9 protein-coding genes are annotated in these 15,219 nt (G+C 63.1%); 4 read left to right on the forward strand and 5 right to left on the reverse strand.

Annotated elements, in window-relative coordinates; all coding sequences use genetic code 11:
* The first annotated feature begins 23 nt into the window (after positions 1-23).
* A complete protein-coding gene (locus tag PV375_RS04830) occupies positions 24-1,412 on the forward strand; it encodes a zinc-dependent metalloprotease (RefSeq protein WP_332106368.1) in 1,389 nt (462 codons plus the stop codon).
* Positions 1,413-2,247: 835 nt separating this feature from the next.
* Here the strand turns inward: PV375_RS04830 and PV375_RS04835 are convergent.
* Positions 2,248-4,032, reverse strand: a complete 1,785-nt coding sequence (locus tag PV375_RS04835; protein WP_332106369.1) for an ATP-dependent helicase — start codon at positions 4,030-4,032, stop codon at positions 2,248-2,250.
* The gene (gene nudC, locus PV375_RS04840; RefSeq protein ID WP_332106370.1) at positions 4,013-4,990 is read right to left on the reverse strand and encodes an NAD(+) diphosphatase; all 978 of its coding nucleotides are present in this window, start codon (positions 4,988-4,990) and stop codon (positions 4,013-4,015) included. Before nudC ends, PV375_RS04835 begins: the two co-directional genes overlap by 20 nt.
* A gap of 89 nt (positions 4,991-5,079) precedes the next feature.
* On the opposite strand from nudC, the gene PV375_RS04845 reads away from it, so the two are divergent.
* Positions 5,080-6,180 carry a phosphotransferase gene (locus PV375_RS04845; RefSeq protein WP_332106371.1) on the forward strand — a complete coding sequence of 367 codons (1,101 nt, stop codon included), beginning with the start codon at positions 5,080-5,082 and terminating at the stop codon, positions 6,178-6,180.
* A gap of 129 nt (positions 6,181-6,309) precedes the next feature.
* Here PV375_RS04845 and PV375_RS04850 read toward each other — a convergent pair whose 3' ends face one another.
* On the reverse strand, positions 6,310-9,765 hold the full coding sequence (locus tag PV375_RS04850) for an ATP-dependent helicase (RefSeq protein WP_332106372.1): 3,456 nt from the start codon (positions 9,763-9,765) through the stop codon (positions 6,310-6,312).
* On the reverse strand, positions 9,762-13,163 hold the full coding sequence (locus PV375_RS04855; protein WP_332106373.1) for a PD-(D/E)XK nuclease family protein: 3,402 nt from the start codon (positions 13,161-13,163) through the stop codon (positions 9,762-9,764). The genes PV375_RS04850 and PV375_RS04855 overlap by 4 nt, the downstream gene beginning before the upstream one ends.
* A gap of 88 nt (positions 13,164-13,251) precedes the next feature.
* Here PV375_RS04855 and PV375_RS04860 point away from each other — a divergent pair, with 88 nt between their 5' ends.
* Together PV375_RS04860 and PV375_RS04865 are read left to right on the forward strand one after the other, a co-directional pair.
* A complete protein-coding gene (locus PV375_RS04860; RefSeq protein WP_201517214.1) occupies positions 13,252-13,464 on the forward strand; it encodes a DUF3107 domain-containing protein in 213 nt (70 codons plus the stop codon).
* A complete protein-coding gene (locus tag PV375_RS04865; RefSeq protein ID WP_332106374.1) occupies positions 13,464-13,826 on the forward strand; it encodes a hypothetical protein in 363 nt (120 codons plus the stop codon). Before PV375_RS04860 ends, PV375_RS04865 begins: the two co-directional genes overlap by 1 nt.
* A gap of 67 nt (positions 13,827-13,893) precedes the next feature.
* On the opposite strand, the gene PV375_RS04870 is transcribed toward PV375_RS04865, so the two are convergent.
* On the reverse strand, positions 13,894-15,156 hold the full coding sequence (locus tag PV375_RS04870; protein WP_332106375.1) for a glutamyl-tRNA reductase: 1,263 nt from the start codon (positions 15,154-15,156) through the stop codon (positions 13,894-13,896).
* Positions 15,157-15,219: the final 63 nt, after the last annotated feature.

The raw sequence follows: 15,219 nt of genomic DNA on the forward strand, positions 1-15,219 counted from the left end.
AACGAAGCGCTGAGAGGAATGACATGAGCGATCACACAGAACGCAACGGTGCCAATAACGAGCGCCCGGAGGACGAGCTGCGCAGGCTGCTCGAACAGCTGCTGGGTGGCGGTTCAGCGATGCCCGACGGGATTGACATGTCACAGCTCGCCGCCGCTGCGGGTCTGCCCACCGACCAGGGCTCGCTCACACAGTTCCTCTCACAGCTGCAACAATCGATGCATGCCTCGACAGAGGGCATCGATTGGAATCTCGTGCGCGATGCCGCCAAGCGCGCGGCCGTCGGCAATAGCGAGGTGGATGCATCCCAGCGGCAGGAATTTGACCAAGCCTTTACGCTCGCGCAGCTGTGGCTCGGCGAGGTGACCTCGGTGGGTGATCTTACCGAAACCGGTCGCACGCTCACCCGCCACGAGTGGATTGTCCAAACGCTGCCGGCCTGGCAGGAGATGTGCGATCCGGTTGGACGTCGCATCTCAGACGCACTGGTGAACACCCTCACCGAGCAAACCCCCGAACAGCTGCGCGATATGGTCTCGCGCTCAAGCGGCATGGTTCGGTCGATGGGGCACTCGATGTTCGCGATGCAGATGGGGCAGACCATCGGCAAACTCGCCGAGGTGGTGCTCGCCGGTGGCGATATTGGTATGCCAGTGCTCCCCCACGGCCGCGCCGCACTCGTACCGCAAAACGTGATTGCCTGGGCCGAGGGCCTGGAGGTTCCGCAGCAGGAGGTGGTGCTGTGGTGTGCTATCCGGGAAGTCGCTCACGCCCAGCTTTTCCAGCACGCCAAATGGCTGCGACTTCACCTCGAAACGAGCATCGCCGAGTTCGCCGCCGGCATCTCAATCGACACCGACAGGATCGAGCAGACCGTACGCGACCTCGATATCTCCGACCCCACCGAGATCCGCCAGGTGCTCGCCTCAGGCGAGCTGATTCCGCCGCGCACCGCCGAGCAGCAGGAGGCACTCGATCGGCTTGAAACGATGGTCGCGCTCATCGAGGGCTGGGTGGATGTGGTGACCTCTGAGGCAACCCGCCGGCTCCCCCACGCCGAGGCAATCGCCGAGATGATGCGCCGCCGTCGCGCCACCGGCTCACCCGCTGAGCGGGCATTTGGTGCGCTGGTGGGGCTTGAAATCCGCCCGCGCCGACTGCGTGAAGCCGCCGCAATGTGGCGCACCGTCTCAGAACGGCTCGGTGCCGATGTGCGTGATTCGCTGTGGGATCACCGAGATGCGCTGCCGGATGCAAACGATATTGACAGCCCCGACGCTCTCGTCGACCGCCTAGCCGGTGCCGAACACGAGCGGCCCATGGACGAGCTCGATAGCGATCTGCAGCGACTGCTCGACGATCCGGATGCATTTGGGGATGCACCCAGCGACGGCGGCCTGCCGCGCGACTGACCCGTATCGAGACGCCCACGCCTGTGGATAGCCGCAGCGGACGCGACCGGTTTTTGTCACGCTGTTCGCATGCGCTATCGACTCGACCCCGGACTGCCGGTCACGCTCTGCTCGTCCACACAGCTGCGCATCGGTGATTCAGATGCCCGGCTCACCCTGCCCGATACGCCACTCGTGCGCACGCTCATCGAGCTGGCGCAGCTGGGCACTACCCGCGCCGAGCTACTCACCGACGCCCAAAAGTGGGCGTTGCAGCGCCGACAGCCCACTGATCAACTGGCTGAACTGGTCGATCTGCTGCTTGACGTGTGCGAACCGATTGCGCTGCGCGACCCGACAAACCGGCAGCTGCTCATCCGCACCACCGCCGCATCCAGACCGCTCGCGGAACTCATCGCGGGGTCGGTCAATCTTCAGGGCCACCGAGTCGCGATAGGTGACGAGCACACCAACCCCGCCGATCTCGATCCGCTGCCGGATGTGGTGGTTGATATTGCCGAACGGATGCTGGCGCCGCGCCGGTATCTGCACATGGCGTCGCTGCAAATTCCGCAACTGGCGATCGTGCGCGAAACCGCTCGCGACCTCATCGGGCCGCTCAGCTTGCCGCCGGTCACACCCTGCCCAAACTGTGACGAGTTGCACCGCGTTGCATCCGAGCTCGGCTGGTTTGCCGTGGCCACGCAGCTGGCTGCCTCACCGCCGCCGACCGATAGCGACACCCGCCGCTGGTGCACCGCCCTGGTGGCTGCCGAGCACCTGTGTGATCTACTGGCGCAACCGGTCACCGAACAGCGCGTTGCGGCGCATCCGCTCGCCAACCAAACCCTGATGCTCAGCCCGAAGTTTCAGTCAGTCCGGCAGCGCCAAAACTGCCACGACGAATGCGGTTGCCAAGCTCAGCTACAAACCGACTCGTTGTCGATGACTCCCCCGGACGGCTCATCCGCGCGTAGCTCAGCTGCAATTGCTGACGGGCTCGGGTTAGCGCCACATACAGCAGTCGACGCTCCTCATCCAGCAGCTGCGGTGTCGTAGCCTGCGGCACCGGCAGCAGCCGCTCGGCGAGCCCCGCTACAAACACGTGATCCCACTCCAGCCCCTTCGCTGCATGCATAGTGGTGATCGTCACAGCATCGATATCGGGTTCGTGCTGCCACTGTGCCCGAAGCTGCAGCTGCGCCGAAAATTCGGCGATCGAAGTGTCTGGCGCGGCGCGATCAGCCAATTGTGCCAGCGCATCCAGCGAGGCCCACACCCGCTCAAGCTCGCGATTACCGCTGGGCCGATGCACCGACCAGCCCCGGTCACGGAGCACATCCGAGACCACCTGAAACAGCGGCCGGGTATCACCGGCAACGGCCGCTGCGCGAAAACCGGTGAGCGCGGCCCGCACCTCGGGGCGACGAAAAAACGGTTCGCTGCCGGGCAGATGGTGCGGAATACCGGCCTGCTGGAACGCGCGCACAAAAAGCTCGGTTTGTGCGTTGGTTCGCACCAACACAGCGATCTGCGAGGCTGCGGTTCCCCCATCAATAAGATGCCGGATGCGTGCGGCAATCGAGGCCGCTTCGGTTTCACTATCGGGATAGTCGATCAGCACCGGAACAGTGCCAGTTTCAGCCTCGGCGTCGGCACTCACGAGCGTGACTGCGTGGGAAATCTGCCCGGCCAGTGCGTTCGCGGTGCTGAGAATCGCGGGGGTAGAACGATAGTTTTCATCCAGTTCAACCGTGTTGGCATCTGGAAACTCGCGATCAAAATCAGTGAGGTAGTGCGAGCTCGCGCCGGCGAACGAAAAAATTGTCTGCGCCGCGTCCCCCACCACGCACAATTCGCGGCGGTTACCGAGCCACAGCCGCAAAAGTTTGTGCTGCAGCGGCGAAACGTCCTGGTATTCATCCACCACAAAAAATCGGTACTGTTCACGCACCTGCTGCGTCACCCAGGTTTCGGTTTCGAGCATCCCCGCCGTGGCGAGCAGCACATCCTCGAAGTCGATCATTCGCTGCTCATCTTTGAGCCGCTCATACATTTCGCTCAGCGCCACAAGCTGTTCGGCGCTCAGCCCCGCCGGTAGTGGCTGGGTGCCCGCAGCGAGTGCTTCAGCGAACTGCTCATGGGTGAGTTCGCGAACCTTTCGCCACTCGATCTGTTCGCCGATGGCGCGCACCTTGGCCGGATCGACTCGAATCTCCAACCGGCCGGCCGCATCGGCGATGGTTTTAGATTTGGACGGCACAATTTTCGGCAGCTGACCGCCAACGACGTGCGGCCAAAAATAGCTGAGCTGTCGCAGCGCAGCCGAGTGAAAGGTACGTGCCGACACGGTGGGCACCTGCAATTGCGCCAGCCGCCCACGAAGTTCGCCAGCGGCACGCGCAGTGAAGGTGAGGGCCAGCACCCGATTGGGGTCGTAGACGCCCTCACGAACTCCGTAGGCGATGCGATGCGTAATCGTACGGGTTTTACCGGTGCCGGGCCCGGCCAGGATGCGCACCGGGCCCACCAGCGAAAACGCAGCCTGTCGCTGCCCAGGGTTGAGCGGGGCAAGTAGCTCTGCGCCGCTGGCCACCCCGGGCGGCTGCGGCAATGCCTGTTCACGCAATTGGTCGGCCATACCACTGCTCAATCATGGCCCGAGCAATCGAGCTGCGGCCGGGCAAAAGTTCGGGATGCGCACCGATTTCAGCGCGCGTAAACCAGCGCACCTCGGCCAGCTCGAGCTCATCAGCGCGAACCGTGGTCGGGTCTTGGTTCGGGTCGAGTTTGGCGGTGAAGCCGACCATCAGGCTCGCGGGAAACGGCCACGGCTGCGAACCCACATAGTTGAGATCGACAATATTGGCGGATGCTTCTTCCAGCACTTCGCGCGCGGCAGCGTGCTCGAACGATTCACCCGGCTCGACAAATCCTGCCAGCAGTGAATAAAAGCGCGGCGACCAGTTTCGATTGGCGCCCAAGAGGATGCGATCATTCGCGTCGGTAACAAGCACGATCACCGCGGTATCGGTGCGAGGAAACACCGCGCTGCCGTCGCTATCGCGAAGCACCCAGCCACCCTCGGTCGCGGTGAGTGGTTTACCGGTGCGCGGTGAATAGCGGTGACTGGTGTGGAAGTTGCGCAGCGCCAGCGCCTCGGTAAAAAGCCCCACATCCAGGTCGGTCAACTCGAGCGCCACCTCGGTGAGTTGTTCCCAGCGACGCTGGTTGGGCTCGATTTGTTGCGCGTGAAAATCATCAACCTCAATGGCGATAACCGCTGTGCCCAACGGATCGATTCGACCGTCGATGTTGGTGCGTTCGTGCAGTGTTTTACCGAGATAGAGAGGGTTGGGCACGGTAGCCGTGGTCATTGGCTGCAGCTGTGTGAATTCACGCAGGTCGAGCGCGAGGCCGCCTTCGGGCAGTGCGCCCACGAGCACGGTGTCGCGATTTTGTAGCAGCACGCGGGTGTTGGGGTGCACGAGCAGGTGCTCAATCAGCTGTGGATCTTGACGGCCGTTGCTGTCACGGTCGACGCCGGCTCGGGCCAGTGGTAGCGCGCTCCCGAGCGGTGAGTTCAGCTGTGCGTCCATGCTGAAAAAGTGTAGTGCTGGCCGGTCAATGCCTTGGTTAACGGCGCGGCAGCGCGCTGTGCCACTGCCGATCGTTTTAGGGTGTCGGCATGGAATACCTGAAGCTCGCCGGTTTGGCGTCGGCCGCTGTGCCCGATCTGGATGTCGTGGCTGCGGCGCCGTATTCCACCGGCACCACCGGTGACTACGATGCGGCGCTGCTGCGCACCGCCGACGGGCCGACGGTGATTGTGCGACAGCCTCGCTTTGCCGCCGCGGCTGCCGAGCAACTGGCTCAGGGAAGGGCGCTGGCGGCGCTCACCGAGGGGCTACGATCACGGTTGCCGTTCACGGTACCCACCATGGTCGGCCAGTGGCGCAGCCGCGAAACGCAGCTGGCGGTGTTCAGTTTTATTCTCGGCCAAGACTGTGCCCAGGTCGAACTGACTCACGATTCGCTGCTGGTGGCTGAGATGGGACGGTCGATCGCCGCGATCCACGCGCTGCCCAAGTCGTTTATTGGTGAGGCTGGACTGCCGGTATTCGATGTGGCGGCAGTGCGCGATTCGGTTGAGCAGCTCATCGACCGCGCTGACACCACGGGCCGGTTACCGAATGCGCTGGCAACCCGCTGGGGTGCGGCGCTTGATGACCCGTCGCTGTGGGAGTTTTCACCCTCGGTAATTCACGGCTCACTGGAACGCTCGTCGTTTATTACCAATGGCGCGAGTGTGGTTGGAGTGCTGGGTTGGAGCGATCTGCGCATTGGCGACCCGGCGCAGGATATGCGCTGGGCGCAGACGCTCGACGGCGCGACCGAGCGAGTGCTTTTTGACGAGTATGTGGATGCCCGCGGCGCAACTGTTGACCGGCAGTTGCGTCAGCGCGCGGTGCTATACGCCGAGCTCGAGCTGGCCCGCTGGCTGCTGCACGGTGTTGAAGCGCAGGATGCCACGGTGATTGCGGATGCGGAACAGCTTTTGGATGGGCTGGTTACACGGGTGCGCAGCCTCGAGTCGACCGAGTTGCGGCACGAGACGCTGCCGGTGCTCGACCTGGCCGGGGTGCAGGAGCTTTTGGCTGAGGCCGGTATGAAGGCTCGTCACCACGAGGCCAATCTGCCAAAGCGCACTCAGGCGCCAGAAACCGGATCGGAGCAGCGCCCGGAGGCCGACGCGGAGCACGGTCCGGCTCGCGATTCGGACGACTAGCGTCTGCGTCACTTCCGCGCCGGCATCCTCTCGCGGGCGCGGCCCCGCCTGCACCCCGGAAGATTCCGCTCCACCGGTGCCCCCTGGGACATGCTCGCGCGTGCGCGGTCCCCACATGCGAGGGCGTCGCTAGTGCAGTGCCTCATTAGCGCGCGCTTCGGCTGCTCGCAATAGCTCGAGCAACTCTTGCCGCGGCAGGATTCGATCGATGCGAAGCTCCTCGTCGGCGGCGAGATAGTAGAGCGTCGCGCTGACGCGATCGAGCGGCACGCGATAGCTCTCGGCATAAGCGTGCGCGTAGAGCATAAGCTGCAGTTCTCGCGAGCGCTGCTGTTCGGGCCCGCGGGGTGGCACTCCGGTTTTCCAGTCGACGATTTCGACCGTGCCGTCGGGGTGCTCGTAGACAGCGTCAATTTTGCCGCGCACTGTCCGGCCACCCAGCGGTGCGTCGATCGGCAATTCGACGTGCGTCGGCCGAATTTTTGTGGGCGCGAAGCGACTAGTCATGAACGTAGCTTTGAACGTCTCCAACCGGTCGCGGTCGGCGCTGCTGGCGCGAGCGAGCCCGGCATCACCTCCCTCGTCAATATCGGGTTCGAGCCCATCGAGAAATCGCGCTCCGGCACTCTGATCGGTAAACATCGATTCGACCCAGGCGTGGAAGAGATTACCCACGAGGGATGCGGCGGTGGGCCGCTGCGGCATCGGGCGGGCGTAGTCAAGCGCGGATTGTTCGGGATGCTCAATGAGCTCGTGAAAATACGAGGCACCGAATTGTTCGGGCAGATCGAACGACCGCGGCTGCTGTTTGGCACGCTGTTCGGCAAGCAACAGGTCGATGAGCAGGTCGTAGCGGCCCGCTTCGGGTTCGGACGCGCCATCGATCATTTTCCGCAATTGCTGTGCCTGCTGACGCCGGCGCGCCAGGGGATCTGGGGCCATCGGGGGTCGTGGCCAGAGTTCGATATCGCGATCGGCAAGCACCGGTGATTCTGGCAGTGCAGCTCTCCGCTCGGTTTGTTCGTATCTGCCCGACTCGCCGAGCACATATGTGGCATGTTTTGTCACAACCAGCTGCGGGGTCTGATCGCTGTTGTCAGGTTCCGGAACCATGGCAAGCGCCTCGCTCGGCTCATCCAAAGGTGTCGCAAATAGCGCCTCGTCAAAGGTGACGGCAGTGGTGAAGCGCGGCGTTTTGCTGTCGTCAGTGTGAAGTGCGCTGAGCGCCTCGTGCAGGAAGGGTGACGGGTAGGCAGCGGTCGAATTGCGTCCCACCCAGCGGCTAGAGCTCAGCCACAGATCGCTACGTGCGCGAGTGATCGCCACATACGCGAGCCGGCGATCTTCCTCTACACCCCGCTGCCAGTTCTGTGCCACGAATGAATCGGGTTCGCCTTTATCAAACTCCTGTTTGATGTCGTAGAGCGTGTGATACGAGGCACGCAGCGCCACCGGATCGCGAAAATCGAGCCCCGCAAAACGCGGTAGATCATCACGGTCTTGCCGCAGCGGATAGGGCAGCTGATTCTGGTTAAACCAGCCTTTTCCGGAATGACTATTCGGCATCTTGCCGTCGTTGAACAGCGGAATCGCCACCGCATCCCATTCAAGCCCCTTGGCAGAGTGCATCGTCGTGATTTGCACTATGCCGCGGTCTTCGGGAACGTCATCGACCTCGGCGTGCTGATCGTCGGCTTCGGCAGCCTCGAGCCACTCGAAAAACTCGTTAATGTCGGCGCCGGGACTGGTGGCGGTGTAGGCACGCACCGCATCCAAATAGGCATCGAGATTGGCTGCACCAACCGCTTTATTGGGGTTCGCCGTGGTTTCGATTTCGAGGAGGCTGCGGCGGATCGTGCTGTCGACCAGCTCAACCAAGGGCAACGTGAGATCATGTCGTACCTCGCGTAGCAATTCGGCGGCCTCGCAGAGGCGTTCGTATCCGGCATCGCTCAGGCCGAGCTGTTTGCGCTCTTCGGCACGGAGTGTGGGCACCAACTCGAGCGCCTCCGACAAAGAATCGGATTCTTGCTGCGCGTGGTGGCTGCCGCGCAGCTGTCGCGATTGACCGGCCTTTCGTGCCAGCCGCGACAGCGCCTCAATATCGGCCAGGCCCAGCTCAAAGCGGGCACCAACCAGCAGTCGCAGCAATTCGTTACCGGCCGATTCGTCGCTGGCTGCCCGCAGCAGACAGTTCAGATCAACCACTTCGGGTGTACCGAGCAGTCCGCCAAGCCCAATCACCCGGTAGGGCACGCCCCGCGCAGCGAGCGCCTCGGCAATGGACTGCATCTGGTTGCGCGCCCGCACCAGCACCGCACCGGTTTTTTCAGACCACTGCGCCTCGTTCTCGACAAAACGCTCGGCAAACCAGTCGGCAATTGCCGCAGACTCTTGGGCTTGGGTGACGAAGTAGCCGGCGCAGACCGTGCCTGCGTCCGCGTCACCTCGAGCGGCGAGTGTGACCCCGTCGCGGCTTTCCGGAAGCGGCTGCGCCACCCGGTTGGCGGCGTCGAGAATGCTTCGATCGTTGCGCCACGAGGTTGAGAGCGAGTACTCGTTTCGGGGCTGATCGACGTTCGTGAAGTCGCGGTGAAAACGGCGCATATTGCCTGCCGAGGCACCGCGCCAGGCGTAGATCGACTGCTTCGGATCCCCCACTGCCATCACGCCGTGACCGCGGAACAGCGTCGAGAACAGCGCCGTTTGCCCCACCGAAGTGTCCTGGTATTCGTCGAGGATCACGAGCTTGGTTTGGGCACGGATTTCGTCACCGATGGCGGGATCCTGGGCAAGAATTTCAGCGGCCGTGGCCACTTGGTCGCTGAACTCGATCACGCTGAGTTGTCGTTTACGAGCCTGGTATTCATCCGCCAGCCGCGCCAGCACCGGCAACCGCTGAACGTTGGTAACGAGCTTGTGAACGGTTTCAAGTTTCGGCCCCACTCTGCCACTGGGGGTTTCACCGCGTTCGCGAGACTCGAGCCATTCGGTGAACGTCGACACGAAGTCTTCGACGTCGGTGCCGGTGCGACCGTTGTCACGCAGCGCGTTTGCGAGCTTGAGTGCCTGTGTCGCGAGCTGGCCGGGGCTCGACCACTGCCCGAGCATCAGTTCAACGTCGCTGGTGTCGATGGCAACCTGCCGCATGAGTGCGAAGGCACCGGGCTGATCGAGCAGCATCGCGTCGGGTTCGCGACCAACCAGCAGGGCGTACTGCCGATAAATTGTGCTCGCATACGAGTTGTAGGTGCTAATTTCTGGCGCCTCGAACTCGTCAAACTTGATAATTTCGTGCTGCCGCAGCGCACGCATCCCGGCCTCGAGTCGGGTGCGAAGCTCGCCGGTGGCCTTGCGCGTAAAGGTGAGCCCCAGCACCTCACTGGGGCGCACCTGCTTTGTGGCTATCAGCCACAGGATGCGCAGCACCATGGTGTGGGTCTTGCCGCTGCCGGCGCCCGCCACCACCAGCGCCGGTTCGATCGGTGCCTCAATAATCTGGCGCTGCTCGTCGGTGGGGAGATGAACAGGTTTGCCGGGTGGGGTGAGTGCCCGCGCAATTTTTAGGTGTAGCTGGTCGCTCATTCGGTTACCTCCGGAAGGATATGCAACGCGCAGGCTGTGGATGTGCCCCAACTGCTGGTGCAGTGGGTGCCGAGCTCGGCGATGAAATGTGGCGCCGCGGCCGTTTCGCACATGACTGGGTTATCGGAGTCTGCATCCTCTGTGGGCAGCACGCCGTGTTGCTGCAGCGCTATCCGAGCAAAGGTCTGACGAACCGCCACTAACTCGGCCTCATCGAGAGGGAGATGCTCTATCAGCTCAAAATGCGGCGGCTTGACGACATCTTTTTCAAATACCAGCCGCCCGGCACGAAACTGTTTTGACTCACCCTCGCGCTCAAGCACCTGCGCAAGCTGTTCGTCGAGCGCGCCCAGTTCATAGCCAATCTGGTAGGCCCAAAGCTGCGGGAGGTATTCCACCTGTTCGGCTTTCGCAGGACGCCGGCCAGTTTTGAAATCAACGATGCGCACACCGTGTTCGTCGGTTTCGATGCGGTCGATCTGTCCGGAAATGTGCAGGGTGACGTCGACTTCGCCCGCTTCTGTAACGAGGTGCTCGTCAAACGAGCAGTGCATGGTTGTTTCATAGCCGATTGCTCGCTGTGAGCCCGGCCATTGCAGATATTCCCAGAGCCGCAGGGCCTTTTCTTCGGCTTTGCCGCGCTGCACTTCGCCTGCCCAATCGGCCCCAAAGTCGAGCAATTGCAGCCGGTCATGCACCCACTGTTGGAACTCAACGACCGAATTGAATTTTGCTTCTTGTTCGAGCGCTTCGTGGATGATGTTCCCCACCGTCTGGGCCGACGAAGGGCTTCCGAAGGCGTGCTGTTCAATAAACCAGTTGAGCGGGCACGCCAAAAATCCTTTAATGGACGAGGGACGCAGCCGTAGCTCGGTGTGTGCGTTAGTCACGGTCACGAGCGGCGCCTCGGTGCTGCGGCCGCGGGCCGCGAACCACTCGGCCGGGTCGGCTCCGGGCACGCGTGCACGTGCCAGACGGGTAAGCGCCAGGGCGGCATCGCGGTCGCCAGTGTTCGCAAGCTCGCGGCGCAGATGCCCGGTGAGGGCGCCCACACCCAATAGCCGATAGTCGACTGTCAGTTCGTCACTCAGCACCAGCTGCGGCTCAAGAAGTGGCAGCCGCATCTGCCGCAAATACGGCGAAGGCTGCACCTCGTCGCTATTGATTGCGGTGAGCAGCAAATAGTCGCTGGCCCGGCTCATTGCCGCCAGCAGCATCCGTGACTCGTCATAGAGCACCTGCCGACGTCGATCGATGATGTTCGCAGCGGCGTCATCTTGCAGCGCTTCAAGCAGCCTCCCCGCGCCCAGCAGCGTGTCGCGCACGCGCAGGTTCGGCCAAGCGCCCTCGTTCACACCGACCACGGCGACACCCCGCCAGGCGTATCCCACTGCCGAAGCCGGTGTGGTGAGGGTTACCGCATCTGCTCGGCGCGCCCCGCCGAGCGAGTCGTCGACCACACTGTTGTTGTGCCATTCGGCAAGAAACGCCTCGAGCGAGGCATCGGGGTTGCGCTCAACAAATCGCTTTGCTCGATCAAAAAGCGCAACCACCGCGTCAAGCCGTCGGTTAATTGCGACCGCTTCGGGGGTGTCGCCCAGCGCAGTGCGTTGCCACCGAGCATTGCGTTCGGGGTCGTCCCAGGCCACGAACAACACGGTGTCAAGCGGCGCATGCGCTGCGAGCTGGCGCCGCATCCCGCGCAAAATCGTCACGAGCTGTCGCACCCCGCGGGCAAGCTGTGCGCTAGTGCGGTCCCCCTGTTCGAGCGCATCAAGCACATCCGAACCAATCGAGTGGCGTTCGTCAGCAATCTCAGCCGCGATCGAGGCGATGACAAGATCACTGCCCGACGAACACGCACCGGGTAGCACCGGCCACGGATTCGCGGCGGCCTCGCTGTCACCCGCGCTAGCGCGCTGCGATGCGGCAATATCTGCCACCACCATTGCGCGCCGAACCCGGCGGAATTTCAATGCATCCACACCAAAAAGCTCCGAGGCAAGCACCCGCTGAATATCGGCCAGCGACCACACTTTAGGGTCACACTGCGCGAGTTTCGCGAGCGTCAAAATTGCTCGCACCACCGAATCATCGGCGGCCCGCACCGGCGCATTCGTCGTGGTTGGAATACCCGCCCGGTTGAGGGTGCGCTCAATCGTGGTGAGCGTGGCACTGCTGCGGGCAATCACCGCCAATTGCGACCACGGCACCGACTCGAGCAGGTGCAGCCGGCGCAAATACCCGGCAACCAGCGTGGCCTCCTCATGGATGCTGCCGACCTCAGCCATCGCGGCCTCGGGAATCGACCGGACGGCATCGCTTTTGTGCTCGGCTTTTCCGCCCACAGCGGCACGATGCTGCCAGGCGTCGTCGGCCACACCGATGCGAGCGGCGAAGTCGGCGAAGATTTGACTGATAGCCGGGGTGTGCCGGAACCGGGTGTCAAGCACTTCGGCCGGCGGCGCGGTTTCGCCTGCTGCCCGCCAGTTGCGGGCATTCTCGGCAACACCGCCGTGGTAGGGGCCGGTGGCGATATCGGGATCACCAAAACTGATGATCCGGGCGCCGCGCGCCTCAAATGCCGCAATCAGCTGGCGGCCCGATTCGGTGAGCTCTTGCGCATCGTCGATTACCACCAATTTGATTTCGGCATCGGCAGCCGGCAGCACCCCCGCTGCCACAAGATTCGCCGCAAGCGCGGTCATATTCGCAACGTCGTAGCTCGCTTCGTAGGCCGAACCGAGCACATATTGGTAGTCGTTTGCCAGCCGCGACACAGCCCGCCAGAGCGCTCGGTGCCGCTGGCGCTTGGCCACCGCGTCGCTGTACGGCAAGCTCAGCTCGGCTAATTGTTCGGGGCTCACACCGTGCGTGGCCATCGCTGCAAAAAGTTCACGCAGCTCGGCACGGAATCCAGCCAGCTGCGGAGTTTCGGGTGAGAAGTTTTCGGGCCAGGGCAGCTCACCTCGATACCGCGTTGGTGCAGCTTCGGGGTCGGTGGCACCGGCGATGACATCGCGCAAAATGGCGTCCTGCTGCGAACCGGTCAGCAGCCGCGGCGGGGTCTGACCATTGCGGGCGCGATCTATGGCCACTATTTCGTGCGAAATTGAAGCGACCGTGCGCCCCAGTCCTCCGCCACGCACGGCGGTTTGCAGCCGTACCGCGATGCGCTCTCGCAGTTGGGCTGCCTGTTTACGATTGGCCGCCAGTGCGAGCACCTGTTCGGGCTGCGTGCCGGCAGCGACGTGCGCTGCAACCATTTCAATGAGCAGCGTGGTTTTACCACTGCCGGGAGCCCCCAGCACGGCAAAAGACTCGTCGTGGCTGCGGGCCAAGATATGCCGCTGCCGATCACTCAACGGAATCGGCGCGCTGGCTGCTTGTTCGCTCATGGCATTCACCGTACTTGCTGCCTCCGACACTTTTCGCCGACTAGGCTGTCGAACCGTAAGCACCCGCAAAACAGCGAAAGGTTTCTCTGTGGAACTGCGTATCGGTATCCTGCACTCGCCCCGTGAACTCAGCTTTGAGACCAACGCCAGCTCGGCAGAGGTTGAGCAGCTCGTGACCGGCGGCGACTCGATCATTCGTTTCGAGGATGACCGCCAGCGCGTCTACCTCGTGAACCGCGAGCAGATCGCCTACGTAGAAATCGGCGAAGAGGCCGCCCGCCGCGTTGGATTTGTCGCCTAATGTCAGCACTCATCGCGCTGGCAATTGGTGTGGCCTGCGGCGTCGCAGCCCACGCCATTGCCACGCCCAAGGGCCTGGTGCATCCGCTGCTACTGCCGGGAATAGGTGCGGCTGTGGCAGCCGGAACCTGGGCGGCGCTCATTTGGCTCGGCCGGCTGCTGAACTGGCCGGCGCTCGAGCCCACCGCGGTCGCGCCCTGGGTCGTGCTCGTGATTGTCGTTACGGTGACCGTTTTTCTCAGCGCCACCGGCATGGCGAAACGTCGCGAGGCCGATGACAAAGACCTCTTTGACCGACTCAGCCACGTCGGTCGCGTGAACATTCAGCCCGGTGAAGTCGACGAGGCCGCGCCCGCACAGTAACTGCCGGCGATGAGCTACTGGTGTTCAGCAGCTGACGATCAGTTACCGGTCAGCGCGGCAGCGCCGCTCAGGAGTGTTCGAGGTCAGACACGCCCAGGTGCGTCACCGGGCAAACATCTTGTTCGAGCGTGTCAGCGTCAATACCGGACTGCTCACCGATTCCGTACAGGTGCTCCATAGCCCGCAGGTATTCGGCTGTGCGGCCCTGTTCGGCGGCGAGCCGGGCACGGGTTGATGGCACGTGCAGCAATCGGGTTGCCAGCCGCCGCAGCGATCGCGCGGCGTCTTCGGGCGTGAGTTCGCGCTTCGGCAGCCGGGCGACTTCGTCATCCACCAACGCCATCACCGACTCGCGCAACCCGACCACTGCCGGATCGACCGCGCGCACGCGCAGCTTGGTGAGGGTTTCGGCAATCCCCTCGTTCACAATCGCGCCGGCCCGGCGCGTGTCTTCGTCAATCCCGCTTCCGAGCGCCTCCTGGATGCGGGCCAGATCGATCAGCTGAGTTTGTTCACGCTGGCCCACCTCGGGATCAACATCTCGCGCGAGCGACAGATCCAGAAAAATCTTTGGCCCGTCTACCTTCGACACCAGCTGCGGTGTGATCACATGCCCGCCGCGGCCACGGCAGGTGACGATGAGATCTGCACCGGCGATCCCGGTTACCAGATCGGGCTGGTGCGCCACATCGTGACTGACAGCAAAACGCTCTCCCCGGCCGCTGGCCGAGTGCACGGCAAGATCTGCCACACCGCGGCGGCGCAGCGCGGCAATCACAGCACCGGCATATGCTCCCGTGCCGACGATCAGCACCGAGAGCTTCGCCCAGTCAGCCACCTCAAGCAGGTCAAGTCCCTCGCTCACTACCGAGCGACCGGCGCCCTCAAGCGCGGTTTCGTGCGAGACACGGCGCGAGGTGCGCAACGCATCATCAATCGCAATATTGAGCATATGCGTCGATTCGCCGGCTTCACGCGCATCTGTGAGCGCGCGTTTGAGCTGACCGGCAATTTCGCGCTCACCAACCACCATCGATTCGAGCCCGGCAGCCACGCGGAAAAGATGCCCGAGTGCCGCCTCGCCGAGGTAGAGGTCCCAGGCTGGCGGCGTATCAAATTGCTCGTTCAGCACCGTTCGCAGGTCGGCCGCACCGGGTTCATCGGTGTCGAGCAGCACCTCAACTCGGTTGCACGTGCTCAAGACCACCGAGCCGGCAACCGCCGATGACTTCCGAAGCTGAGTTACGGCTTCGTCGATGCCACTGGCGATGCGCTCAACTTCCGAGAGCCCCTGACGATCATGCTGAAGAGAAAAAACATGCAGAGTCACAGTGCTGTCTATTCAACCACTTTCTGCGCGCTAAGGCTCCGCTGACCCGCCCATCCCGGTTCC

The sequence above is a fragment of the Gulosibacter sp. GYB002 genome, from assembly GCF_036577665.1.
Lineage (GTDB): Bacteria > Actinomycetota > Actinomycetes > Actinomycetales > Microbacteriaceae > Gulosibacter > Gulosibacter hominis.

Coding starts and splice junctions, on each gene's coding strand:
- PV375_RS04855 (WP_332106373.1), bottom strand. CDS start 13,163: ATGAGCGAACAAGCAGCCAGCGCGCCGATTCCGTTGAGTGATCGGCAG.
- PV375_RS04830 (WP_332106368.1), top strand. CDS start 24: ATGAGCGATCACACAGAACGCAACGGTGCCAATAACGAGCGCCCGGAG.
- PV375_RS04850 (WP_332106372.1), bottom strand. CDS start 9,765: ATGAGCGACCAGCTACACCTAAAAATTGCGCGGGCACTCACCCCACCC.
- PV375_RS04865 (WP_332106374.1), top strand. CDS start 13,464: ATGTCAGCACTCATCGCGCTGGCAATTGGTGTGGCCTGCGGCGTCGCA.
- PV375_RS04835 (WP_332106369.1), bottom strand. CDS start 4,032: ATGGCCGACCAATTGCGTGAACAGGCATTGCCGCAGCCGCCCGGGGTG.
- nudC (WP_332106370.1), bottom strand. CDS start 4,990: ATGGACGCACAGCTGAACTCACCGCTCGGGAGCGCGCTACCACTGGCC.
- PV375_RS04845 (WP_332106371.1), top strand. CDS start 5,080: ATGGAATACCTGAAGCTCGCCGGTTTGGCGTCGGCCGCTGTGCCCGAT.